Source organism: Streptomyces sp. CY-1, assembly GCF_047218265.1.
GTDB classification, from domain to species: domain Bacteria; phylum Actinomycetota; class Actinomycetes; order Streptomycetales; family Streptomycetaceae; genus Streptomyces; species Streptomyces niphimycinicus.
The window spans coordinates 6,695,828-6,720,074 of record NZ_CP178393.1; the positions used below are offsets into that span (position 1 = coordinate 6,695,828).

Below are 24,247 nucleotides of genomic sequence, written 5' to 3' on the forward strand. Positions count from 1 at the left end.
CGTGTGGTGTTGGTGGGTGTGATGAGACATGTGCGTTGGGTGCGCGTGTTGGGATGTGCGTTGCCTTGTGATTACCGGGGGTACGGGTGAGGTTCACATATCCCCTGATCGCGGCGGTGTGCCCCCTGCCGCGGTGACCAGTCTCTCGCCGTCCCCCTGGGCTCATGGGCATCGCGGCCTCTGGGGAACCGGTAGCGTGAGCCGACGATTCCGTAGTTCCGTATAACCAAGGAGTCCCGGTGACACAGAGCGGACAGGGGAATGAGCCGCGGCTTCCCGCGGTCCCGCCCGCGCAGCCTGTGCGCGAGGGGGTTGTGCTGCCCGCCCAGGGGGACTACAAGCCCTCGGACGGCCACCAGGCGGCCCCGGCCGGGGGACAGGCATGGGGGCAGCCTTGGGGCCCGCAGAGCGCTCCGGAACCGCCGCCGCAGGGGGAGTTCGGCGCGCCGCCGCCTCCCGAGGGGCAGCCTTACGGGCCGCCCGAGGGCCAGACCTACGGGGGATCGCCCGGGGCGCAGTCCTACGGGCCGCCTGGAGGACAGACTTACGGGGCACCGGAGGGGTCTTTCGGAGCCCCCGGCGGGTCTTTCGGGGCGCCGGAGGGGTCTTACGGGGCGCCTGAAGGGCAGCCTTACGGGGCGCCCGAGGGACAGCCTTACGGCCGGCAGCAGGCTTGGCCGGCCCCCCAGAGACCGGCCCAGCCGCCGTACCAGGCCGCCGACGAGACCCAGGTGCTGCCGCCGCAGCCCGCCGGGGACGCCGACGCGACCCAGCTCATACCCCCGGTCCCGGGGGAGGCCCCGCCGCCTCTGGACACCCCCACCACCACGCTCGCCACGGTCAAGAGCGTGCCGCTGCCGCCCGAGAACCGGCCCGAGTCGCCCGCCGAGTCCACCACCCAGTTGCGCGCCGTCCGCCCCGGCCGCCGGGGCGGGGGCGCCCACCGCCAGCCGGCCGCCGCGGAAGAGACCGCGGTGCTCCCGCCCACGCCGCCCGGGCCCGTGCAGAACGCGCCCGTGCCCGCGTCCGCGGCGAACGTCCCGGAGCGGCCCGGCAGCGCCCCGTACGCGATCCGTCCCGGCCGTCCCGGGGACCGGCCGCCGCCCTCGGAGTTCGACGGTCTGTTCCGTGACGAGGGCGCCCATGAGACCCAGCAGTTGCCGCAGTTCCCCCAGGACGTTCCGCAGCCGTCACCGTCCGGCGGTGGTGGGCGGCGCCGGATGTCACGGGGCATGCTCATCGGCATCGTGGTGGCGGGCTGCGGTATCGCCGGGCTCGCCGCCGGAGCCGCGCTCAGCATGGGCGGCGACGACGACAAGAAGGACAATTCGACGCTGAGCAGCTCCTCGCCGAGCGCCGGTGAAGGGGAGCCGTCCAAAGCCGCCGACCCCGCCGAGCCGCAGGCGAAGGCGCTGGACGCGCTGCTCGCCGACAGCAACAACAGCCGCGCGTCGGTGATCAAGGCCGTGGACAACATCAAGTCCTGCAAGGACCTGTCCACGGCGGCATCGGATCTGCGGACCGCCGCGGGCCAGCGCAATGGTCTGGTGACCCGGCTGGGCAAGCTGTCGGTGGACAAGCTGCCCGACAACGCGCGGCTGACCGCGGCTCTCACCAAGGCGTGGAAGTCCTCGGCCAGGGCCGACAACGAGTACGCGGCCTGGGCCGATCAGGTCGGCGGCAAGAAGGGCTGCCCCAAGGGCAAGGCCCGCCGTTCGCCCCGGGTCGGGGCGGCCGAGCGGGCGAGCGGCGAGGCCACGCAGGCCAAGAGGACGGCCTCGGGGCTGTGGAACCCGATCGCCTCCAAGTACGGCCTCACCTCGCATCAGGCCACCGAACTGTGACCGGACGGCCGGGGCCGGTGCCGCCGTCCCCGGCCCGGTCCGCAGAGTGTCAGGGCCCGGCCCGCGGGCGCCGGGGGCTCAGTCGGCCGGGTGGTACTGCTCCAGGATCTTGGACACGTTGACGAATCCCTTGCGCACCGCCACCAGCCGCCCGTCGCGCACCACCTGGTAGGTGACGTCCGCGTTGACGATCCGCGAGTAGTTGGGCACATGCAGCGTGTCGTCGTAGCCCCAGCGCAGCGTCGGCGTCAGCCCGCCGGTGTTGACCGCGTGGCCGTTGTCCAGCTCGTTGCGCACGGTGCGGGCGCTGATGTCGTCGGAGTGCAGGGACATCAGGACCGAGCGCAGCACCGTGTAGCCGATCCAGGTGGTCTGCGTACCGGGGTCGTCGGGGTCGATGCGGTTGTCGTCGAAGGCGTACTTGTTGATGACCTTCTTCATGGGGTTCCAGCGCGCGTCGTCCCCGGTCGGGTACCAGCCGGTGGCGTAGGTGCCCTCCAGGGGGCTGGAGCTGCCGCCGGTGGAGTCTATGAGGGACTGCCGGACACCGCCGAGGATGGAGGCGATCCGCACCTTCGGATGGTTCTCCTGCACCCGGCGGAAGGAGTCGAAGAAGGTGCCGGTGCGGTTGCCGAGCGCCGCGGTGACGCAGGAGCTGTCCAGGGACGCGCCCTGGGCGGCGCCGCCGAGCGAGGTGTCGGCGCCGACGCTCTCCAGGGCGGTGGTGGCCTGGTCGCTGTAGTCGCCCGCGTCCTCGGAGGCACGGACGTCATGGGCGGCGTCGCGCCGGCCCGCCCGGAGGCCGGTGTTGAGAAGCTGGGGGAGCTCGTCGCCCGCGATGGTGTCGGGGCGCACGAGCGCGGTGCGCTCGCAGCGGGACGCCAACTGGCGGCCGTTGCCCACCAGCAGGGCGGCCTGGCCGCCGTTGACCGGATACGAGTACGGGCTGTCGAACTCCTCCTGCGTCACCCCGTAGCCGCCTATGTAGGGGATGCCGGCGACCTCCAGCGGGGAGATGAAGGCCCGGCCGTACTGGCTGTACGAGCCGACGACGGCGACGGCCTTCTCGTCCTGGGCCTGCTGGGCGCAGCGGGCGGCCTGGACGGCGTCGTTGCGCTCGTTGCAGGTGACGACCTTGAGCTTGCGGCCGTGGATGCCGCCGGAGTCGTTGACCCAGCGGGCAAATGCCTTCGCCATCGCGGGCATTCCCGGCATATTGGTCGCTTTGGTGCCCTCGGGAGCCCATGTCATGACGGTGATGGGGTCGCCGTCGTTCTTGTTCGACAGCACCCCGCCGCAGCCGGTCAGCAGCGACGCGCCGACCGCCGTGCACAGTGCCGCGGCAGCGGCTCGGAAGAGGCGGGAGGAAGGGCGTCGCCGACCGGTCATGACACGCGAGCCTGTCCCGTCGCGAGGAACGGCGCAGCTATGACAAGACAAGGAACGGTGTCATGGAGGTGAACTCCGGGGGCCGATCCGTTGCTATGTGTGAAGAACGTACGATCGGTGATTGTGCAAGGTTCGGAGAAGTCTTCCCGTCGCGCCCGTCGCTCGACCACCATGGGAGGCATGCCTGTCAACGACATGCCCTGGTGGCGCTGGCGCACCAATGTGCGCTCGGCGCTGCATATGCTCTCGGATCCCGTCTTTCAGCAGGAGTGCTGGCTGGCCGGCCAGGCCGGGTACGGGGATGTGACGGACGCCGTCTACCGGCTCGTCGAGGACACCTGGCTGGACAACTGGTCGGCCGAGAAGTACGTCGGCACGATCTTCCGTGACTCGCAGGAGGCGGCGCTGGTCGATGTCGCCGTGCTGCGGGTGCTGAGGATCATGCACCAGGTGGGCGCGGACGCCCTCGTCTCGGCCTACCTCGAGCACCATGGCTGGCCGGAGGCCGTGCGGGCGGCCCGCGAGGCCCATGTGCGGCTGGCCACCAACGACGGCGAGGACCCGGATGTGCCGCCGCGCACCCTCGAAGTGCTGGCGATCATGACACAAGCGGTCTGAACCACGTCGTGGGTGTGGGACGCTATGGAGTCATGAGCGAGCCGCATTCCGTCCCCGATCAGTACATCCTCACGCTGTCATGCCCTGACAAGCAGGGCATTGTGCACGCCGTGTCGAGCTATCTGTTCATGACCGGCTGCAATATCGAGGACAGCCAGCAGTTCGGGGACCGCGACACCGGGCTCTTCTTCATGCGGGTGGCCTTCCGCGCCGTCTCGCCGGTGAAGGTGGAGGATCTGCGGGCCAGCTTCGCGGCGGTCGGCGAGTCCTTCCAGATGGACTGGGAGATCCATCCCGCCGATCGCAAGATGCGCATTCTGCTCATGGTCAGCAAGTTCGGGCACTGCCTGAACGATCTTCTCTTCCGGTCCCGGATCGGCGCGCTGCCGGTCGAGATCGCCGCCGTGGTCTCCAACCACACGGACTTCGAGGAGCTGGTCGGCTCCTACGGGATCCCGTTCCACCACATGCCCGTGACGAAGGACACCAAGCAGGAGGCCGAGGCCCGGCTGCTGGAGCTGGTGCGCACGGAGCATGTCGAGCTGGTGGTGCTGGCCCGCTATATGCAGGTGCTCTCCGACGACCTGTGCAAGGAGCTGTCGGGCCGGATCATCAACATCCACCACAGCTTCCTGCCGAGCTTCAAGGGCGCCAAGCCGTACCACCAGGCGCATGCGCGCGGGGTCAAGCTGATCGGGGCGACGGCCCACTATGTGACCGCCGATCTGGACGAGGGGCCGATCATCGAGCAGGAGGTCGAGCGCGTCGGCCATGAGCTGACCCCGGACCAACTGGTGGCGGTCGGCCGCGATGTGGAGTGCCAGGCGCTGGCCCGCGCCGTGAAGTGGCACAGCGAGCGCCGGGTGCTGCTCAACGGCCGCCGTACGGTCGTCTTCGGCTGATTCGGCCGACTCGGAGACAGTACGACTCAGGGCAGTACGACTCAGAGCAGTACGAGGCCAGGGACAGTACGGCTCAGAGGCGCGAGAGGGACGCGGCGGCGAAGAGGACGTCCCGGATCGCCTCGGTGTCCCCGGACAGCCCCGCGGCCGCCTCCTGCGGCGGCACATGCCCCGACGCCAGCAGGTAGAACGCCTCCTGGTCCAGGGCGATCGTCGCCACCGCCTCCTCCGGTGAGGCCACCGCCGCCGGGGAGTCCAGCGCGATGTACCAGTCGCCGCCGCCCGTGCCTTCGACCTGGAGATGGAGCGTACGGCCCGGGGTGCCCGCCTCGACCAGCCGGCGGGGCGGGGCCGCGAGCCCGGCCCGGCGGCGCTCGGCCAGCGTCCCCGGAAGCAGCCGGGCACACAGGTCGATCATGGCTCTGAGGTGGGCGGAGGCCGGTGGCTCATAGGGGTAGTCGATGGCCTCGGCGATGTCCCCGGCGTGCACCCAGCACTCCAGGGCGCGGTCGAGGAACGCGTCGCGGATCGGCAGCGCGAAGTCCCCGTACGGCACGTCGAGTTCGGCGACCCCGCGCCCGGCGAAGGACACCGTACGGACCAGGGCATGGCCCTGCTCGCGCCACGACTCCCGTACCGCCCCGGGCGGACCGGCCCCGTACGAGGCGCCGGGCTCGTGGTGCCAGTACGCCTCCGTACGGGCCTGGGGCGAGCGGGGGGCGTCGGCCCCGAGCGGGTCGGGGAGGCCGAGGGAGGCGGCGATGATGCCGTCCACGACCATCAGATGGCCGATCACCCCGGCGACGGTGGTGTCCCGGCCGGTGAGCCGCCGCCCGTCGAACCACTTCAGCCGCACCGGCGCACGCCACTCGGCCTCGCCCATGTCGCGCAGCAGCGCGTCCAGCCGGGCGGCCTCGGCGTCGTACGCACCGGCCCAGCCGGGCATGGGTATCCGGGCCGGGCGGCGGCCCAGACAGCCCGCGAGAACGCGGGAGCGGAGCATCGGATCGAGGTCCAGGCTGTGCTCGGTGTGCAGCAGCTCGACGGCATCGCGCAGCCGCAGCGCCTCCTCGGCGCAGGAGGGGCAGTGGTTGAGATGCGCCTCGACGGCGGCGGTCTCCTCCGGCGAGCACGCGGTCAGCGCCCAGGCGCCGAGCAGTGACCGCAGCAGATCGTGCGAGAGCGGATGCGCCGCGGAGGGCGTGGGCGCGGCAAGTGGCGTGGCCGGTGGCGCGGGCGCGGGCGGTCGCGGTGCCGGTGGTGCGGGCGCGGGCAGGGGCGCGGAGGCGGGCGGCTCCGGGTCTGGGTCCGGTTCCGGGTCACGACTTACGGCCGGCTCCGGGTCTGGGTCCGGTGTCGGTTCCGGGTCGGGGCCCAGGCCGGACTCCGATTCACTGCCCAGGACGGGCTCCTGTTCACGGCCAGGCGTGGGCTCCGGCTCGGGGTTCGCGGCGGGTTCCGGGGCGGGCCCCGGTGTCCGTTCCGCCGGTGTCTCGTCCGCGGTGGGCGGGCGCGGGGCGGGGATTCCGCCGTCCAGGGCGCCCGGCCAGTGGCCGCTGTCCTCGGCGGCCGACCGCGGTGGCGGTATGCGGGGTGGCCCGGCGGGGTGGGACGGCAGACCCGGGTCGCTGCCCCGTCCGGGCCCGTCTCTCCCGTCCCCGTCCCCGGGGCCGGAGCTCTCGCCGTAGGCGTCGTCGTACGGGTCCGGCCCGCCGCACCCGGTCACAGCGCCCGTCCGTAGCCGGGAGGCGAGACCGCGCGAGGCGGCTGGACATGGGCCGTGGAGAGCAACTGGAGACCGAGCCGGAGGCGGCGCCTGGCCTCGTCCTCGGTCACCCCGAGGGCGGCCGCGGCCTCGCGGTAGTCGCGGCGGTCGAAGTAGGCCAGCTCCAGGGCGGCGCGCAGTGGGGCGGGCATGGAGGTGACGATGTAGTCGGCACGGGCGGCCACGGACACCTCGCGGATCCGCTCCTCCAGGGCCTCGGCCGTGAGCGTGCCCCCGTCGGCATCGGCCGGCGTGGTCTGCGACTCGCGCAGCCGGTGCACCGCCTGGCGCTGGGTGAGCATGGCGATCCAGGCGCGCAGCGAGCCCTGCTGGGGGTCGTACGCGTCGGGGTTCTCCCAGACGTAGCCGAAGACTTCCCGGGTGACGCGGTCGGCGGCCGTCTCGTCCTCGAGGACCCGATGCGCCAGATTATGGACAAGTGACGCGAATCGGCCATAAAGCTCGGCGAGGGCGGCCGCTTCGCCGCGCGCCAGACGCTGCTGCATCCTGCGGTCCCAGCGGGGCGGTGCGTCATTCGTCATGCGGCCCCCATTCCCGAGTCGTCCGGCCGGCCCTCCAGGCACTATGCCCACGTTCATATCGAATGTAATGCCGGTTGCTCACACAACACGCGTCCATCAGGCAAAGTGCGCGAGAAACGGGCCGCGCATGGTATTGGCGCGGTCGCTTTGCGCAGCATCGGGGAGACGAAACGCTTCGGCGCGGCATAGGGTCGTCCCTCAAGGCGTATGCCTGGGGGAGTTTCATGCGCCGACGGGCGGGCAGCCGCCCGTGAACAGCAAATTCCGGTTAGGGGCGAGCGAAGGGCTTCGGGCGCGTGACGTTGAAGGTGATGGAGGACCGGCGGGGGGAGTGGGTCGTTCTCCAGGTCTCGGGAGAGATGGACCTGGTGACCTCGCCCGCAGTCCGGCAGCACATCCACGACGCGGTCGCCGAGGGCCGCCACTGGCTGGTTCTGGACCTCTCGGAGGTCCGCTTCTGCGACTCCAGCGGGGTCGGCGTACTGATCGCCGCGCGGCGGCTGATGCGGTCGTGCTCGGGTCGGCTGCGGCTGATCCTGCCGCCGCAGGACGCCGCGCACGGTTCGCATGTGCATCGGGTGCTGGCGGCCCTGGGGGTGCGGCGGCTGTTCGACGTCTACCCCGACCTGGGGGCGGCCACGGAGCTGGACGAGGACGACGAGGAGACGGCCGACCCGCTGTCCGCCTAGGGGCGTTCGCGTCTGTCCGTCCAGGCGCGCTCGTCCGCCCAGGGGTGCTCTCCCGCCTCCCCGTCCCAGGGCTGTTCGTGGCCCGCTCATGCCGTTCCCGTGACCTGCGGGGTCTTGGGGAAGTCGGCCCGTACGACGAAGCCGCCCTCCTCCGTGGGCCCTGCCTCCAGCGTGCCGCCCAGTAGTTGTGCGCGCTCCCTCAGCCCGACCAGGCCGTGACCGCCGCCCGGCAGCCCCGGGGCCACGGCGGAGGCGTCGGGCGGGCCGTTGCGCACCTCGACCCGCAGGCCCCCTGTCTCCTCGGCTTTCTCAGCCGCCTCTTGAGCCTCTTGGGCCTCTTGAGCCGCGTCTTCAGCCTCTTGAGCCGGGCCTTTGGCCGCCTCCTGCCTCGCCGCCTCCGCTTCGTTCACCCGTACCGTCACCCGCGCCCCCGGCGCATGCTTGCGGACGTTGGTCAGCGCCTCCTGGACGATGCGGAACGCGGCCCGTTCCACCGCCTCCGGATGGCCCGGGCGCCGTGCCGCGCCGTCCGTCTCGAAGCTGACGTTCAGCGCGCTGAGTTCGATCAGCCGGGGCAGATCCGCCAGCCGGGGCTGAGGGGTCAGCTCCTCGTGGTCGCCGCCCGCCGCGCGCAGGATGCCGACCATATGGCGGAGTTCGTCCAGGGTCCGTACGGACAGCTCGCGGATCGTCCGCGCGCCCTCCCGCGCCTTCGCGTCCTCCGCGCTGATCTGCACCGCCCCGGCCTGGAGGCTGATGAGGCTGACCTGATGGGCGACCACGTCGTGCATCTCGCGGGCGAGCCGGGCGCGTTCGGTGGACAGCACCTGCTCGGCGATCAGCTCGTCCGCGTGGCGGCGGCTGCGGGTCAGATCCTCTATCCGGGCGGCGAGTTCACCGCGCGTACGCACCAGGAGGCCCAGCGCGATGGGCCCCACCGAGGTCACGCACGCGTCGATGAGCGTGAGGGTGTTCTCGCGGTACGCGGTCGGCTCGAAGTCGGAGACCGGCCAGGGGATGAAGTGCGCGGCGGCCAGCAGCAGCGCGGAGATCCCCAGCAGCCGGCGGTCGGGGCGGAGCCTGGCCACCGTGTAGAGGGCGATCATCGGCGCGAACCAGACGTAGCCGATGAGGATCCCCGGCAGCGTGATCAGGAAGACCAGCGCGGGCAGCCGCCGGCGCACCAGCAGCGCGGCCGCCGCCGCCAGCGAGACGTTGAGCTCCAGCCCGAAGGTGACGCCGTTGACGAGCAGCGCGTCGGCCACCGCGAGGAGGACGGGGATGATCAGCGACCCCCAGCGCATGACCCGGCGCGGCGGCCGCCACCGGCCGGAGACGGACGGCGACGAGGAGACGGACGAGAGGGAGGAGGTCGGGGAGGCAGAAGGGGCGGCGGGGGCAGGTGCGGCCGACGAGGCCGGGGAGGCGCCCGGTGTGCCCGGGGACGAACTGCGTGGCGGCAGCGGGGAGACGGTCATCGGGCGCCGCCTATCGGCGGCCGGCTCGTGACGAGCCCGGCGCGGTCGGCGACGATCGCGGCCTGGACCCGGTTGAGCCCGCCCAGTTTGCCGAGCACCGCCCGCACATGGTCCTTGACGGTGCTGGGCGCCAGCCCCATCCGCTCGGCGATCTGGGGGTTGGCCAGCCCCTCGCCGAGCAGCGCCAGCACCTCGCGTTCGCGCGGGGTGAGCGCCTCGACGGCCTCGGCGGCCGTCGTCTCCGCCTCGGCGGCGAGGAAGCCGCCGATCACGGCGCGGGTGACGGCCGGGTCGAGGACGCTGCCGCCCTCGGCAAGGGTGCGTACGGCCCGTACGAGCTGTTCCGGATCGGTGTCCTTGAGGAGGAAGCCCGCGGCTCCGGCGCGCAGCGCGGCCGCGAGGTACTCCTGGACGTCGAAGGTCGTCAGCATGGCGACGGCGGGGGAGCGGGGCGCGGCCCGCAACTGTCTGAGCACGGTGAGCCCGTCGGCATCCGGCATCCGGATGTCGAGGAGGACCACATCGGCCTTGCTGCCCAGCACCGTGGCCACCGCGGAGGCTCCGGAACATTCGGCCACCACGTCGATGTCCGGGGCGGTGCCCAGGATCAGTCGCAGACCGGATCGTACGAGCGCTTCGTCGTCCACAACAGCAACACGAATCACCGGCCGCTCCCTCACCTCGTCTGTCATGCCCATTGCCCGGACAGCCTGCCTCATCGGCGAGCGAATATGGAGTGGTTGGCTCCGTCAGTGGGCGGGAACACCCCCGCCGATCGGCGGGGGTGACGGACGCCCAATGGTGGATTTCCCCGGCGGCCGCGACCAGGCAGAGTGGATCTCAAGCCGCATCACCCCGTGGGGTCGTCCCGAAACCCCAGCCCCGTGACGCGCCGGAGTGCCTCCCGATGCGCGGTCGGCGGAAACGGCAGGCGGAGTGTTGCCGCGGTCAGGCCGCCGCGACCCCCACACGCGGCGGCCTGACTCGTTTCTCCGACCGCCCGCTGTGTGGTGCGCCCCGACCAGGCGCCTCACCGGTGACCCGGGCGCCGGTCGTCCGACCGGTTGCCCAGGCGCCGCCCGGCCCCCCGAGAAGGTACGGGGAGGGGCCGGGTGGGCGGTCGGCGGGGGCGGGGAGGGGCCGATGGACGCCTCACATGGGGGGCTCGGCGGGGGCCGGGCCCAGGGTGGTGGTGCCGGGCGCGGCGCGGTGGCCGAGCCCGGTGCGGTAGGCGTCCATCGCGGCCTCCAGGCGGCCCTCCCGGCGCAGCAGGTCGCCCAGCAGCCGGCACAGATCGGCCAGGTCACCGGCGGCGCCGGTGCGTTCGAGCAGGGACAGCGCCGCGCAGTAGTGCTCCTCCGCGGCCTCGACGTCGCCCCGTTCGTCCGCGATCAGACCCAGCAGCCGGTGGGCGCCGCCCGCGTGGACCGCGCCGCGGTCCGCGGTCAGCCCGACCTCGTCCGCCGCGGCCTCCGGCTCTCCGGGGGCGTCCGCGGCTCCCTCGGCGGGGGTACGGGCCAGCAGCGGCAGCAATAGGGCTTCCGCGTCGGCCGTACGGCCGCGTCGGCGCAGCACGTCCGCCAGCTCGACCTCGACCTGCACGGTGAACAGCGCGGCCCGCTTGGAGGCCAGCATGTCCCGGGCGGTGCGCAGTTCGCGCTCGGCGCGCTCCAGATTGCCGTCCTGGGCGTGCACATAGCCGCGCATCCAGTGGCAGTGCGCCAGGTCGGTGTGGATGCGGAGCTGCTCGTACAGCTCCTGCGCCTTGGCCAGGGAGGCGTCGGCCTCGGCGGTGCGCCCCTCGGCGATCAGGGTGCGGGCCACCCCGCGGTGCATCCGGGCGATGAGCCCCGGGTCGTCCACGCTGGGGGCCAGCGCGAGCGCCAACTCGGCGGCGCGTACGGCACGGGCGTGCGCCCCCATGTCCATATAGGGCGCGATGGCCGCCGTATAGAGCAGCAGCAGTGCGTACGGATCGTGCAGCCCGGAGGCGTTCAGCTCGTCGATGGCGCTCTCCAGCAGATAGCAGGAGTAGCGCAGTTCGCCCGCGAGGAGATGGGCCACGGCCCGGCCGCGGATCGCGGGGATCCGGCGGGGCAGCGGTTCCCCGGCGAGCAGCCGCTCCACGGCCTCGAAGTGGTCGCGGGCGACGGTGAGGTCACCGGTCTCCAGCGCGCAGTCGCCGAGCCCCAGCAGGGCCGCTCCCCGCTCCTCGGCGAACCCGAGCCGCTCCGCCTCGTCCCGCACCTGCTCGAAGAGCTCGGCGGCGTCCTCGGCGGCGCCGGTGGCCAGGGCCCGCCGGGCGTCGGTGACGGCGGCGCGCAGCCGGGTGGCGTCCCGGGGTGAGCGGCCGGTGGTCAGCTCCTCGTAGCTGACGCCGAGGCGGTCCGCGAGATGACGCAGCGCGGCCTCGGAGGGGCGCACCTTCCCGGCCTCGAGGGTGGAGACATAGGCGGCGGTGTAGGCGGGTTCGGCGAGCTGCCGCTGGGTGAAGCCGCGTTCGGTACGGAGTCTGAGCACCCGGCGCCCTATCTCGGTGGTCGACTCCGCCCCCGCGGCCGCCCCCGTCACCGTTCCCGCCGTCCGCCCGTCACCGGCGCTTCTGTCGGCCACCGTGCCCTCTTCTCCCCGGCGGTAGCTTAAGCGCCGGGCTAAGTTCATTTAACGTGAGGATTGAAGGATGCAGCAGGCAAGCACAGCGGTACCGGCCGGGCCGGGCGCCGTGACGACCGTCCGTCAGCCGGAACTGCTCCTCGCCGACTATCACTTCGACGTACCGCTCGACCATAAGGCTCCCGAGGGCGAGCTGATCCGGCTTTACGCACGAGAGGTCGTCGCCGCGGAGAAAACTGCTGCCGAGCGCGACCGGCTCCCCTGGTTGGTCTACCTCCAGGGCGGCCCCGGCTGCGGCGCGGACCGTCCGGTGGGCCGTTACGGCTGGCTGGACCGCGCGCTCGACGAATACCGCGTGCTCCTCCTCGACCAGCGCGGAACCGGCCGCTCCACCCCGGCCAACCGGCAGACCCTGCCGCTGCGCGGCGGCCCCGCGGAACAGGCCGAGTACCTCTCCCATTTCCGCGCCGACGCGATCGTCCGCGACTGCGAGCTGATCCGGCGCCGGCTCATCGGGGACCGCCCGTGGACCGTCCTCGGCCAGAGCTTCGGCGGCTTCTGCGCCGTGAGCTATCTGTCCCACGCGCCCGAGGGGCTCGACGCGGTCCTGATAGCCGGCGGACTGCCCGCGATCGACCCCGACACCGACGTGGACGCCGTCTACCGGGCCGCCTACCCGCGGATGGAACGCAAGATCCTCGCCCACTACGCCCGCTATCCGCGCGACGCCACCATCGTCCGTGACCTCGTGCGGCATCTGACCGACCACGAGGAGGTCCTGACGGACGGGACCCGGCTCACCGTCCCCGCCCTCCAGCAGCTCGGCTTCCTGCTCGGCACCGGCGACGGATCGCACCGGCTGCACTACCTCCTGGAGGACGCGTTCGTCCCCACCGCCGACGGGCCGCGACTGGCCGACGCCTTCCGCGAGCAGGTGGCGGCGGTGCTCTCCCGGGCCGCCACCCCCCTCTTCAGCCTTCTGCTGGAGTCCATCTACGCCCAGGACGGCCGGGCCACGGACTGGTCCGCGGAGCGGATCCGCGCCGAATTCCCCGCCTTCGACGCCGGTAAGGCGGTCACCGAGGACGGTCCGGTGCTCCTTACGGGCGAGACGGTGCACCCCTGGATGCTGGACACCCACGCTGCGCTGCGCCCGCTGCGCCGCACCGCCGAACTGCTCGCCGAGCGCACCGGCTGGGGCCCGCTGTACGACACCGAGCGGCTGGCCCGTAACACCGTGCCGGTGGCCGCCGTGATCTACCACGACGACCTGTACGTGGACACGGCGCACTCCCTGGCCACCGCCCGGACGATCCGGGGCGTGCGCACCTGGGTGACGGACGAGTTCGAGCACGACGGGATCCGGGCCGGAGGCCGCCGGGTGCTGGACCGGCTGCTGCGGCTGGCGCGTGACGAGAGGGGATGACGAGGGGAGACGGCCCCACTTGGTTGTGCGGTGCCCGGTTTCCTAGCCACTTCCCTAATTACCATTGCCCACGACCCTCGGACCCCTTAGGTTGAGCGGCGAATTAATCCTGCTTAACTGGGCGCTTATCGCGAAGACTTCGGGAGTCACCGTGCGCAGACGCATACGGAGCCGCATACGCAGCCGCATCTCCCTGCGCACCGCGGCCGCCGCCGGAGGCATCGTCCTGGCGGCGGCCGCAGCCATGACCGCGCCTGCCACCGCCTCGCAGGGAGCGGCCGACTCGTCCCGTTCCTCCGGTCCGGTCGGCGCCGCCTCGTCGCAGCGCAACCTGGACGTGGAGTACTTCACCGGCCCGGGCGCCCACCCCCGCCACACCGAGGTCCCGGCGGCCACCCCCGAGCGGCTGAACCGCGCCGCCCGCTCGCTGTCCGCCAAGGAGACCGCCGCCGACGGCAAGGTCGCCTCGCTCGTCGACAACGGCACCACGGCCGACAAGCTGGACGTCGTCTTCATCGGCGACGGCTACACCTCGGGCCAGCAGGCCGACTTCCAGGCCGACGCGCGCTCCAAGTGGGACCAGATGTCCGCCGTCGAGCCGTACGCCTCGTACAAGGGCCTCTTCAACGTCTGGACCGTCGACGCCGTCTCCAACCAGTCCGGCGTCTCCGGCGACCCGTCCAGGGACGTCGTCAAGGACACCGCCCTCGGCTCGTACTTCTGGTGCGACGACATCGAGCGGCTGCTGTGCGTCGACACCGCCAAGGTCGAGTCGTACGCGGCCAAGGCGCCCGAGGCCGACCTCGTGGTCGTCCTGGGCAACTCCACCAAGTACGGCGGCGCGGGCTACACCCTCACCTCGCAGGTCGGCTATGACGGCATCGCCACCGCCTCCTCCGACCACCCCGACTCCGACCAGATCGCGGTCCACGAGACCGGCCACTCGCTCGGCAAGCTGGCCGACGAGTACTTCTACCCGGAGTACGGCACCTACACCGGCGCCGAGCCCGACGAGGGCAACGCCACGAAGCTGACCGCCGCCCAGATGACCGCCCAGCAGAAGAAGTGGTACCGCTGGATCGGCCAGACCTCGCCCGACGGCGGCACGGTCGGCGCCTACGAGGGCGGCCGCTACTACCCCAAGGGCATCAACCGGCCCACCGACAACTCGATCATGCGCACCCTGGGGCGGGAGTTCAGCGCCCCCGGCCGCGAGGCGATGATCGCGGGCTTCAACAGCCACGCCAGCGTGCTCAGCAGCCGTACGGCCACCACCACGGCCCTCAAGCGGTCGGCGGGCATCAAGGTGAGCGTCCCCAAGAGCGCGTCCCTGAAGTGGTACGTGGACGGGGTCGAGGTCGGCGCCGCGAACGGTAAGACGAGCGTCACCCCGGCCACGCTGGGCGTCCCGAGCGACGGAGCGACCCACACCGTCACCGCGAAGGCGACGGACGGCACGAAAGCGGTGAAGGACCCGGCACTGCGCAAGCTGCTGACCGACTCCCGCACCTGGAAGGTCACCAACTGACCCTTCCACACCCCTGACTGGCCGCCCCGTGGACCCCCGCCGCGGGGCGGCCCCTTTTTTAAGGGCTCGGTTCGCCTCCGGGGCGCCTCAGTCTCCCCCAGCTACCGCTGGGAGGTGCCCCCCGTCGACGGTCGACCGTGCTCGGTCGCTCGTCCCTCGCTCCCTGCGCGCGCTCTCCCTTTCGACAGCGACGCGCCCCTTCGGCTCACTCGCCGGAAGACCCAAGGGGCCGGATGCGTTGCGGAGCCCATCGGCTTACCCCAGCACCGCTCGGAGGCGCCCCGGCCGGAATACCCGAGTGCCCGGAAGGGCGAAGTTGCCCGATGGGGGGGCGGCCGCGGTCCGCCCCCTTTAACATCGGCGTGATCTACGTTCCCGCATGCCGCGCCCATGCTCAATCGCCCGTAAGGGCGGCTCCATGGTCCGGTGTTCGAGGGCCTCGGCGGGTTGAGGCAAGATGAGCCCATGGTTACCGGGGGAGAAGGCCGTCTGATCGCCAACCGCTACCGGCTGGCCACGCGGCTCGGGCGCGGCGGTATGGGCACGGTCTGGCGGGCCGTCGACGAGCTTCTCGGCCGTGATGTCGCGGTCAAGGAACTCCATGTGGACGAGGGGCACACGGCCTTCGACTCGCAGTTGCGCGGCGAGCGCACCCTGCGCGAGGCCCGGACCGTCGCACAGATCAAGCATCCGAACGTGATCGTGCTCCACGATGTGATCGAGGAGGACGAATGCGCCTGGATCGTCATGGAGTTGGTCGACGGGCTCTCGCTCGCCGACCGGCTGGGCGCGCACGGTCCCGTCGGGGCGCGTGAGGCGGGGCGGATCGCGGCCGCGCTGCTGGACGCCTTGCGCGCCGCGCATGCCCGCGGGGTGCTGCACCGGGACATCAAGCCCGCCAATGTGCTGGTGGAGTCGGGCACCGGGCGGGTCGTGCTGACGGACTTCGGGATCGCGCAGGTCACCGGGTCCACCACGATCACCGAGACCGGCTCGTTCGTGGGGTCCCCCGAATACACCGCGCCGGAGCGGATGTCGGGGCGTCGCACCGGGCCGGAGTCGGATCTGTGGTCGCTCGGGGTGCTGCTCTGCACGCTGGTGGGCGGTGAATCCCCGTTCCATCGCGAGTCCCTGGCCGCGGTGCTGCACGCGGTCGTCTTCGACGAGATCCCCATGCCCGAGGCGGCCGGACCGCTGAAGCCGGTCATCGAGGGGCTGTTGCGGCGTGATCCCGGGGAGCGGCTGAGCGGCGACGAGGTCGAGCGGATGCTGCGGATGGCCCAGGAGGTGGGCGACACCCCGGAGATTCCGCTGGAGTACACCCCGACCCAGCCCAGCGTGCCGATCGGGCCCGACGGGCGAGGCTCATCGGCGTTCGTACCCGCGCCCGTTCCGGTGCCCGTTCCCGCCCCTGCTCCCGCCCCGGCGGCCGGGCCCGCCTCCGCCTCCGTCCCGGCGGCCGGGCCCGCGTCCGCCTCCGTCCCGGCGGCCGGGCCCGCGTCCGCTCCGGCCACCCGGTCCCGTTCGGGTCGTGGCGCGCGTCGCCGCACCGTCCTTATGGCCGCTGCCGCGGTGGTCGCGCTCGCCGGTGTGGCCGCGGGCGTCGTGGCGCTGTTGGACGACGGGGGCGGTGACGGTGGCACGGCGAAGGGCGGGGGTACGAGCCAGAGCGCCGACAAGGGGGGTTCGCGGAGTCCGAGCGTCCCTGAGAAGGCGCCGCAGCGTCCCGTGAAGGACGCCGATTCCACGGCGGGGCCCAAGGCCCGGATCCCCGACGGGTATGAGCTGGTCAATGACCCGCTCGGCTTCTCGCTCGCCGTGCCCGAGGGGTTCGCCCGCGAGTACAAGGCGCCCCGGGTCTACTACAACTCGCCCGGTATGGAGTTCCGGATCGGGATCCATGTCCAGGAGCAGAGTGCCGAGGGGCCGCTGGGGCTGAGCCGTGAGGCGGACGCCAAGGGTCCGCAGGACTATCCGGGTTACCGCAGCGGCCAGGTCATCGAGACCGAGCACAACGGCCGCCCCGCCGCCCTGTGGGCGTTCATCTGGAACGGTTCGGCCGACGACGGCGGCTCACGGCAGACGTACGACTTGAGCTGGAACGAAAACGGGAAAATGTACGACCTGTGGCTGTCCGCCCCGGTTGGCGAGAAGTCCGTGGGCAAGCGGCATTTCGACACCGCCGCCGCCACGTTCTCGCGTCCCGGCGCGGCGAACTGAACGTACGTCGCAACGGCTTTGTCACGAGCGTCCACGGCGGCTCCCCAGCGGTGGCGGACGGTGCCGCACCCTGGGTAATGATGGGCGCATGACGAACGACGGGGGACGGGCGAACGAGCCCACCAGCTACAGCCTGCGGCCGCCGCACGCACCGGCCGCGCCGGTGCCGGCGCCCCAGCCGCCACCCGAGACGCCCGCGGCACCCGAGACGCCCGCAGTGCCCGAGGGGGCCCAGCAGCCGGGGCAGTGGGCCGGGGCGTACGAGCCGACGCGGTTCGCCGATCCGCGCAGCGGTCCCCGCCCGCCCGCCGGAGAGCCACCCGCCGGAGAGCCGTCCGCCGGACGGCAACCCGCCCCCGGCGCCCAGGACTCGAGCAGCGGGCGGCTCATCGGCGGCCGCTATCAGCTCGTCTCCCGTCTCGGCCACGGCGGTATGGGCACCGTCTGGCGGGCGCATGACCAGATCGTGGACCGCGATGTCGCGGTCAAGGAGCCGCGGGTCCCCGACGATCTCCCCGAGCGCGAGCGGCAGACCGTCTACCAGCGGATGGAGCGCGAGGCGCGCGCCGCGGCCCGGATCGACCACCCCTCCGTCGTCACCGTCCATGACGTGGTGGTCGAGGACGGCCGCCCCTGGATCGTGATGGAGCTGGTGCGCGGCCAGTCGCTGGGCGACCGGCTGATGGAGGGCACGCTGGATCCGCGCGAGGCGGCCCGGATCGGCCTCGCCGTGCTCGGCGCGCTGGCGGCGGCCCATGAGGCGGGTGTGCTGCACCGCGATGTGAAGCCGGACAATGTGCTGCTCGGCCGGAGCGAGCGGGTGGTGCTCACCGACTTCGGCATCGCGCAGATCGAGGGCGAGCAGCGGCTCACCGAGACGGGGGGCTTCGTCGGCTCGCCCGAGTTCATCGCGCCCGAGCGGGTGCTGGGCCGGCGGCCGGGGCCGGAGTCCGACCTGTGGTCGCTCGGCGTCGTGCTGTACGCGGCGGTCGAGGGCATGTCCCCGTTCCGCCGATCCCACGCCCCCGCGACCCTCCAGGCCGTGCTCGGCTCCGAACCGCAGGTCCCGGCGCGTGCCACCGGGCCGCTCGCCACGCTGATCATGCAACTGCTGCGCAAGGACCCGGCGATGCGCCCGGCGGCGCCCGAGGTGCGGCAGGCCCTGGAGGCGGCGGCGCGGGAGCCGCAGTCGGTGCCCACCATGCTGGCGTCGGCCGGATTCGCACCGGGCGGCGGGCAGCCCGCCGGCAGTCGCTTCGTACCGCCGATCCTGCACGGGAACCGTAAGGCGCAGCTCGGATTGGGCGGTCTGGTGCTGGTGGTGGCGGCCGCCGTGGTGCTGGTGGTCATGAAGCCGTTCTCCAGTGAGGGGCTGCCCACGGGCTGGACGGTCCGGGAGGAGCGCGATGTCGTGGGCGCGTCCCTGGCCGTGCCCGGCGAGTACCGGCGGGTCCAGGACGACAGCGACTCGGACAATCCGGTGGTCACCTACTACGACCCCGGCGGTGTCTTCACCGTGTCCCTGAGGCGGTCCACGCCCGACGGCGAGAACGACCCCGCGAGCCTCGACGCGGCGGCGGACCAGATCGTCGCCTTCTACAAGGACGGCGGCGGGTCGACGGTCGAGGACGCCACGAGCGAGACGGCCAAGACCGAGCAGCAGGGGAAGGAGGCCCGGGACGTCACCACCTCGTATCTGCCGTACGGCACCAGCAGCAACAAGAACCCCATCCGTTACCAGAAGCGCGATCACCTCTACGTAAACAAGGCCAAGGTCGCCTGGGATCTGACGGTCTCCATCCCCGCCGACGGCGACGCCCATGAGGAGGGCGAGAAGCTGTACGAGCGGATCGTGCGGAATCTGAAGATCGACAAGCTCTGAGGGAGTTGGGCGGATCCGCCGGTGGGTGCCGGACGAAAGTTGTTACCGCCGGGTACCCAAAGCCGCCGGGCGGGCCTACTCTCGCCCCCATGACGGACTCGCACATAACGCAGGGCGGCACCGGAAACCCGGTGGCTCCCGAAGGCACCCGCACCGCCGCCGACGTCGTCACTCCCGAGCTGATCGCCCGGCTCACCCGGGGCGTCGGGGGCAGCGGTACCACCGTCAGCCACACCCCGTTCACGGGGGACGTCCTCGCCTCCGCCCTGCCCGAGTCCACCCCCGAGGACGTCGCCACCGCGTATGAGAACGCCCGTGCCGCCCAGCGGGCCTGGGCCGCCACCCCGGTCCGCCGGCGCGCCGCCGTCCTCCTGCGCTTCCACGATCTGCTGCTGCGCCGCCAGCCGGAGATCCTGGACCTGATCCAACTGGAGACCGGCAAGACCCGGCTGCACGCCCAGGAGGAGGTCCAGGGCGTCACCATCGTGGCCCGCCATTACGGCCGTAAGGCGCCCGCCTATCTGCGCCCCAAGGGCCATCTGGGCGCGGTGCCCACCCTCACCAAGGTCACCGAACTGCGCCACCCGCGCGGTGTCGTCGGCCTCATAGCCCCCTGGAACTACCCCCTCCAGCTCTCCGTGGGCGATGCGATCCCCGCCTTCGTCGCGGGCAACGCCGTGGTGATGAAGCCCGACACCGAGACCGCGCTGTCCGCCCTGTGGGCGCGCGAGCTGATGGTGGAGGCCGGACTGCCCGCCGGGGTGTGGCAGATCGTGATCGGGGACGGCCCGGTGGTCGGCCCCGCCGTGGTCGAGCACGCCGACTATGTCGCGTTCACCGGCTCCACCCGCACCGGCCGCGAGGTGGCCCAGGCCGCCGCCGCCCGCCTGGTGGGCTGCTCCCTCGAACTCGGCGGTAAGAACGCCATGCTGGTGCTGCGCGACGCCGACCTCGCCCGCGCGGTCGACGGCGCGGTGCGCGGCAGCTTCGCCTCCGCCGGGCAACTGTGCATCTCCATGGAGCGGCTGTACGTCCACGAGTCGATCGCGGACGCCTTCCTGGAGCGCTTCGTGGCCCGTACGAAGGCCATGCGGCTCGGCACCGCCCTCGCGTACGGGGCGGAGATGGGCTCGCTCGTCTCGGAGCGCCAACTGGAGACCGTCACCCGCCATGTGGACGAGGCCGTCTCCAAGGGAGCCACGGTGCTCGCCGGTGGCCGCGCCCGCCCCGACATCGGCCCGTACTTCTACGAGCCGACGATCCTGGACGGCGTGGAGTCCCCGATGGCCGTCTGTGCCGAGGAGACCTTCGGGCCGGTCGTCTCCGTCTACCGCTTCCGCGACGAGGACGATGCGGTCGAGCGCGCCAACGCCACCTCCTACGGCCTGAACGCCAGCGTCTGGACCAAGGACGCCCGGCGCGGCCGCGCGATCGCCACCCGGCTGCGCGCGGGCACGGTCAACCTCAACGAGAGCTATGCCGCCGCCTTCGGCAGCGTCGCCTCCCCGATGGGCGGCATGGGCGACTCCGGACTCGGCCGCCGCCACGGCTCCGAGGGCATCCTCCGGTTCACCGAACCGCAGACGGTCGCCCAGCAGCGGCTGATGCCGCTCGGCCCGGCCTTCGGGATGACGGACGAGAAGTACGCGGACTTCATGACCCGCAGCCTGCGCGCGCTCAAGGCACTGCGCCTGCGCTGACCAGCACAGTTCAAGGGAGGTACCCGTGTCAGGGGAGAAGTCTGCCCAAAGCCGGGAGCGAGCGACCGGGCCCGAGGATGACGGCGACGACGGTGAGTTCGACTACGACGTGATCGTGATCGGCTCGGGATTCGGCGGGTCGGTATCAGCCCTGCGCCTGACCGAGAAGGGCTATCGGGTCGGCGTGCTGGAGGCGGGCCGCCGCTTCACCCCCGAAACCCTGCCCAAAAGCTCCTGGGACCTCCGCAACTACCTCTGGGCCCCGGCCCTCGGCTGCTTCGGCATCCAGCGCATCCATGTCCTCGGCAAGGTCATGGTGCTGGCGGGCGCCGGGGTCGGGGGCGGCTCGCTCAACTACGCCAACACGCTCTACGTACCGCCCGAGCCGTTCTTCCGGGACCGTCAGTGGGGGCACATCACCGACTGGCAGGACGAACTGCGCCCGTACTACGACCAGGCGCGGCGGATGCTCGGGGCGCGCCTCAACCACACCCTCACCCCCTCCGATGTCCACCTCAAGGCGGCCGCCGAGAAGATGGGCGTGGGGGACACCTTCCATATGGCGCCCGTGGGGGTCTTCTTCGGGGACGGCCACGACGCCGACGGCGCCACGAGGGCCGAGCCGGGCCAGGCCGTGCCCGACCCGTACTTCGGCGGCTCCGGACCGGCCCGTAAGGCGTGCACGGAGTGCGGTGAGTGCATGACCGGCTGCCGCCACGGCGCCAAGAACACCCTCAACGAGAACTATCTGCACCTCGCCGAACGGGCCGGAGCCGCCGTCCACCCGATGACGACCGTCGTCGCCCTCTGCGACGATCCGCACGGCGGCTATACGGTCACCACCGTCCCGACCGACAACCGCCGTAAGGGCAAGCCGAAGGCGCTGCGCTGCCGGTACGTCGTCCTCGCCGCCGGTACCTACGGCACCCAGACGCTGCTGCACACGATGCGGGACAAGGGGCTGCTGCCGCGCCTCTCGGAGCGGCTCGGCGTCCTCACCCGCACCAACTCCGAGGCCCTGGTGGGCGCGCAGACCACCGACCGCCGCTACCGCCGGGCCCGGGGCGGGGAGGAGCGCGCGGACTTCACCCGGGGTGTCGCGATCACCTCGTCCATCCACCCCGACGAGAACACCCATATCGAGCCGGTCCGTTACGGCAAGGGCTCCAACGCGATGGGGATGCTCTCCATCCTCCAGATCCCGCACGGCGGCCGGATTCCGCGCTGGCTGCGCTTCCTGGGCGCCAACCTGCGGCATCCCGGCCTGGCCGTGCGCTCGCTGTCCAACCGCCGCTGGTCCGAGCGGACCATCATCGGCCTGGTCATGCAGACGCACGACAACTCGCTGACCACCTACCGCAAACCGAAGGGGCCGGGGAAGGGGCTGCTCACCGCCCGCCAGGGCCACGGCGAGCCCAACCCCGACCACATCCCCGAAGGCGCCGAGGCCGCCCGCCATATCGCCGACTCGATCAACGGCTTCGCGGGCAGCAATGTGGGCGAGCTCATGGGCACTCCGCTGACCGCCCACTTCCTCGGCGGCTGCCCGATCGGGGCGTCCCCGCAGGAGGGCGTCATCGACCCGTACCACCGGCTCTACGGCCATCCGGGCATCCATGTGGTCGACGGCGCCGCCGTCTCGGCCAACCTGGGCGTCAATCCGTCCCTGACCATCACGGCCCAGGCCGAGCGGGCGATGTCCCTGTGGCCCAACAAGGGCGAGCGCGACCCCCGTCCGTCCCCGGAGGCGCCGTACGAACGCCTCCAGCCCGTCCCGCCGGCCGGCCCCGCCGTACCGGCGGACGCCTTCGGCGCCCTGAGGCTTCCGCTGCTGCCGGTGCCGAAGGTCCCGCCGGGACCGGCGGCCTGAGCGGCGGGGGCGGGCGCGGGCCGGTGGCCGGCCCGCGCCCGCCCCCTGAAAACCGCCGGGCTCAGAACCGTCAGACGGTGGCGCGACGGCGGCGGACCACGAAGACCGCGCCTCCGCCCGCGGCCATCGCCACACCACCGATCAGGGCGATCATCGGCAGCGCCGAGGAGGAACCCGTTTCGGCCAGGCTGCCCTGCGGGCTGATCTCCGTGTTGCCTTCCGGCTTGTGCGGCAGCGGCTTCTTGCCACCCTGCGGCTTCGGGTCGGCCGGCGGCACCTTGCCCGGCTCCGAACCCGCCTTCAGCACGTCGAACTCGTAGTACTCACCGGTCGAGTAGACGCAGTTGCCCTCGTCGTCCGCGTACACGCCGACGCTGAGGGCGTAGCCGAAGCCCTCGGGCGCGCTCTTGGCGACGCTCAGCCGGAGGTCGACCTCAAGGGTCTCGTGCGGACGCACATCGGTGTAGCCGATGTAGCCGGAGCCCGCGTCGTTCTCGTCGGTGGAGATCGCCTTCCAGGCGCCGGTCTCGGGGTCCTTGTACTGAAGGGTCAGGTACTTGCCCGTCCCGTCGGGGGCGGACTCGTGCACCGTGCCCGCGAAGAGCCCGAAGTCGACCCGCTGGTAGCCGCGGTCCGAATCGTTCTTCACCTGGAACTTGAAGCCGTGGAAACCGCTGCCCGCCACGACCTTCGACGGCAGGCCGACCAGGGTCGTGCTGAGCTCCGGGTCCTCGTTGTAGTCCCCGTCGTCCGCGCACTCGCCGTCGCCCGGTCCCTCGGTCGACGTCGGGGTCGGGGTCGGGGTGGCGGTCTCGGTCGGGGTGGACGAGGGAGTGCCGCCGGGAGTCGGAGCCTCGGTGGCGCTCGTGGACGGCGCCGGGGTGGTCGGCGTCGGCTCCTCGGTCGGAGTGGTCTCCGTCGGCGACGGGGACGGGTCCTCCGGGGACTGCGTCACGGTTTCGGAGGCGGACGGCGACGGGCTCTCGCTCGGCGTCTCCGCGAAGGCGGCGGGGGCCGCGAGAAGTGCGGCGGGTGCTATGGCGGCCGTAGCTGCGGCAGCCGCCAGGGCGCGGCGAAGCTTCATGAAGACCTCTCTGGGTCCGTACGTATCACCCGGGGGGCGATACGCATGTGGAAGGCCGTCGCGGTGGGGGCGCGGGTGTGGCCGTGCGTTTGCACGTACATGACCAGGCGAATGGCCGAAAGGTTGCCTTCACGGTTGCTCACAGAATGGTCACAGAATCCGCCACGGGGGCTCGGCCCCCGCACGTCATCACCCATACGGCGGGTGACCGGCCCGCGCGGGGGCTCGTTGTGCCCGGTGCCGCGCCAGCCAGGAGCGGCCCGGAAAATCCACGCGTGGCTCAGATCCGCCGAAGCGATGAGACGCGGCCCCTGTGGTGATTCAGGCGGCGCGTCGTGGGACCTCGCATCGGCGAGGTGACCGGTCGGCAGGGGACAGCAGCCCGGTCACCACCTCAAGGACGGTCGGCCCCGGGGACGCCTGGGGCCGACCGTATCCGGTCGAAACAGTTGCGCCCGGCGCTCCGCATCCACCACGATGCTGAGAGGGAGAACGCCCCCGGTCACACCCCGACATTGGTCCGACCACGCGGGCGTACGCCGTTCAGACACCCCTGACATACGGGCACCCCCCCTGACCCATACGGGCCCCAGAAGCCAGCGGCGCAACCCCCCGGCGCCGCCTCTCAGCACCGGCGCTGCCCTGACGCCGGTGCTGACCGCCTAGGGCCCCGGAGGCGCCCGCCCCGTTCGGGCGC

18 protein-coding genes are annotated in these 24,247 nt (G+C 72.1%); 11 read left to right on the forward strand and 7 right to left on the reverse strand.

Annotated elements, in window-relative coordinates:
• The first annotated feature begins 731 nt into the window (after positions 1–731).
• Entirely contained in the window at positions 732–1,844 is a 1,113-nt protein-coding gene (locus ACK1X7_RS28820) for a hypothetical protein (RefSeq protein ID WP_413115814.1), read from the forward strand.
• A 78-nt stretch (positions 1,845–1,922) separates the two neighbouring features.
• Here the strand turns inward: ACK1X7_RS28820 and ACK1X7_RS28825 are convergent, their stop codons facing one another.
• Entirely contained in the window at positions 1,923–3,233 is a 1,311-nt protein-coding gene (locus ACK1X7_RS28825) for an ABC transporter substrate-binding protein (RefSeq protein ID WP_385148106.1), read from the reverse strand.
• A 171-nt stretch (positions 3,234–3,404) separates the two neighbouring features.
• Between ACK1X7_RS28825 and ACK1X7_RS28830 the strand changes: the two genes are divergently transcribed.
• Both ACK1X7_RS28830 and purU read left to right on the forward strand, forming a co-directional pair.
• A complete protein-coding gene (locus tag ACK1X7_RS28830) occupies positions 3,405–3,851 on the forward strand; it encodes an SCO4402 family protein (RefSeq protein ID WP_059143611.1) in 447 nt (148 codons plus the stop codon).
• A gap of 32 nt (positions 3,852–3,883) precedes the next feature.
• A complete protein-coding gene (gene purU, locus ACK1X7_RS28835; RefSeq protein WP_385148109.1) occupies positions 3,884–4,753 on the forward strand; it encodes a formyltetrahydrofolate deformylase in 870 nt (289 codons plus the stop codon).
• A 73-nt stretch (positions 4,754–4,826) separates the two neighbouring features.
• Here purU and ACK1X7_RS28840 read toward each other — a convergent pair whose 3' ends face one another.
• Both ACK1X7_RS28840 and ACK1X7_RS28845 read right to left on the reverse strand, forming a co-directional pair.
• A complete protein-coding gene (locus ACK1X7_RS28840) occupies positions 4,827–6,479 on the reverse strand; it encodes a zf-HC2 domain-containing protein (RefSeq protein WP_385148112.1) in 1,653 nt (550 codons plus the stop codon).
• Entirely contained in the window at positions 6,476–7,060 is a 585-nt protein-coding gene (locus ACK1X7_RS28845) for a sigma-70 family RNA polymerase sigma factor (RefSeq protein WP_413115815.1), read from the reverse strand. The genes ACK1X7_RS28840 and ACK1X7_RS28845 overlap by 4 nt, the downstream gene beginning before the upstream one ends.
• Positions 7,061–7,371: 311 nt before the next feature.
• On the opposite strand from ACK1X7_RS28845, the gene ACK1X7_RS28850 reads away from it, so the two are divergent.
• Positions 7,372–7,749, forward strand: coding sequence for an STAS domain-containing protein (locus ACK1X7_RS28850; RefSeq protein ID WP_385148133.1), 378 nt, complete (start codon positions 7,372–7,374; stop codon positions 7,747–7,749).
• A gap of 86 nt (positions 7,750–7,835) precedes the next feature.
• Here the strand turns inward: ACK1X7_RS28850 and ACK1X7_RS28855 are convergent, their stop codons facing one another.
• A complete protein-coding gene (locus ACK1X7_RS28855) occupies positions 7,836–9,053 on the reverse strand; it encodes a sensor histidine kinase (RefSeq protein WP_385148118.1) in 1,218 nt (405 codons plus the stop codon).
• Between ACK1X7_RS28855 and ACK1X7_RS28860 the strand changes: the two genes are divergently transcribed.
• Positions 9,031–9,258 (forward strand): hypothetical protein, encoded by a 228-nt coding sequence (locus ACK1X7_RS28860; RefSeq protein WP_413115816.1) that lies wholly within the window; start codon positions 9,031–9,033, stop codon positions 9,256–9,258. The two genes, ACK1X7_RS28855 and ACK1X7_RS28860, sit on opposite strands and share 23 nt — an antisense overlap.
• On the opposite strand, the gene ACK1X7_RS28865 is transcribed toward ACK1X7_RS28860, so the two are convergent.
• The gene (locus ACK1X7_RS28865; protein ID WP_216346752.1) at positions 9,224–9,892 is read right to left on the reverse strand and encodes a response regulator; all 669 of its coding nucleotides are present in this window, start codon (positions 9,890–9,892) and stop codon (positions 9,224–9,226) included. The two genes, ACK1X7_RS28860 and ACK1X7_RS28865, sit on opposite strands and share 35 nt — an antisense overlap.
• Before the next feature lie 487 nt (positions 9,893–10,379).
• The gene (locus ACK1X7_RS28870; RefSeq protein ID WP_385148136.1) at positions 10,380–11,798 is read right to left on the reverse strand and encodes a helix-turn-helix domain-containing protein; all 1,419 of its coding nucleotides are present in this window, start codon (positions 11,796–11,798) and stop codon (positions 10,380–10,382) included.
• A gap of 109 nt (positions 11,799–11,907) precedes the next feature.
• On the opposite strand from ACK1X7_RS28870, the gene ACK1X7_RS28875 reads away from it, so the two are divergent.
• The 6 genes from ACK1X7_RS28875 (at position 11,908) to ACK1X7_RS28900 (ending at position 22,466) form a co-directional block, all read left to right on the forward strand.
• Positions 11,908–13,266 carry an alpha/beta fold hydrolase gene (locus ACK1X7_RS28875; RefSeq protein WP_390793092.1) on the forward strand — a complete coding sequence of 453 codons (1,359 nt, stop codon included), beginning with the start codon at positions 11,908–11,910 and terminating at the stop codon, positions 13,264–13,266.
• A gap of 151 nt (positions 13,267–13,417) precedes the next feature.
• Positions 13,418–14,794, forward strand: a complete 1,377-nt coding sequence (locus tag ACK1X7_RS28880; protein WP_385148127.1) for a M64 family metallopeptidase — start codon at positions 13,418–13,420, stop codon at positions 14,792–14,794.
• 465 nt (positions 14,795–15,259) lie between these two features.
• On the forward strand, positions 15,260–17,014 hold the full coding sequence (locus ACK1X7_RS28885; protein ID WP_413115817.1) for a serine/threonine-protein kinase: 1,755 nt from the start codon (positions 15,260–15,262) through the stop codon (positions 17,012–17,014).
• A gap of 88 nt (positions 17,015–17,102) precedes the next feature.
• Positions 17,103–18,896, forward strand: a complete 1,794-nt coding sequence (locus ACK1X7_RS28890) for a serine/threonine-protein kinase (RefSeq protein ID WP_385156676.1) — start codon at positions 17,103–17,105, stop codon at positions 18,894–18,896.
• Positions 18,897–18,985: 89 nt separating this feature from the next.
• On the forward strand, positions 18,986–20,596 hold the full coding sequence (locus ACK1X7_RS28895) for a succinic semialdehyde dehydrogenase (RefSeq protein ID WP_413115818.1): 1,611 nt from the start codon (positions 18,986–18,988) through the stop codon (positions 20,594–20,596).
• 25 nt (positions 20,597–20,621) lie between these two features.
• The gene (locus tag ACK1X7_RS28900) at positions 20,622–22,466 is read left to right on the forward strand and encodes a GMC oxidoreductase (RefSeq protein ID WP_390793088.1); all 1,845 of its coding nucleotides are present in this window, start codon (positions 20,622–20,624) and stop codon (positions 22,464–22,466) included.
• A 70-nt stretch (positions 22,467–22,536) separates the two neighbouring features.
• On the opposite strand, the gene ACK1X7_RS28905 is transcribed toward ACK1X7_RS28900, so the two are convergent.
• Positions 22,537–23,550: an LAETG motif-containing sortase-dependent surface protein gene (locus tag ACK1X7_RS28905; RefSeq protein ID WP_385146169.1), complete on the reverse strand. Its 1,014-nt coding sequence runs from the start codon at positions 23,548–23,550 to the stop codon at positions 22,537–22,539.
• Positions 23,551–24,247: the final 697 nt, after the last annotated feature.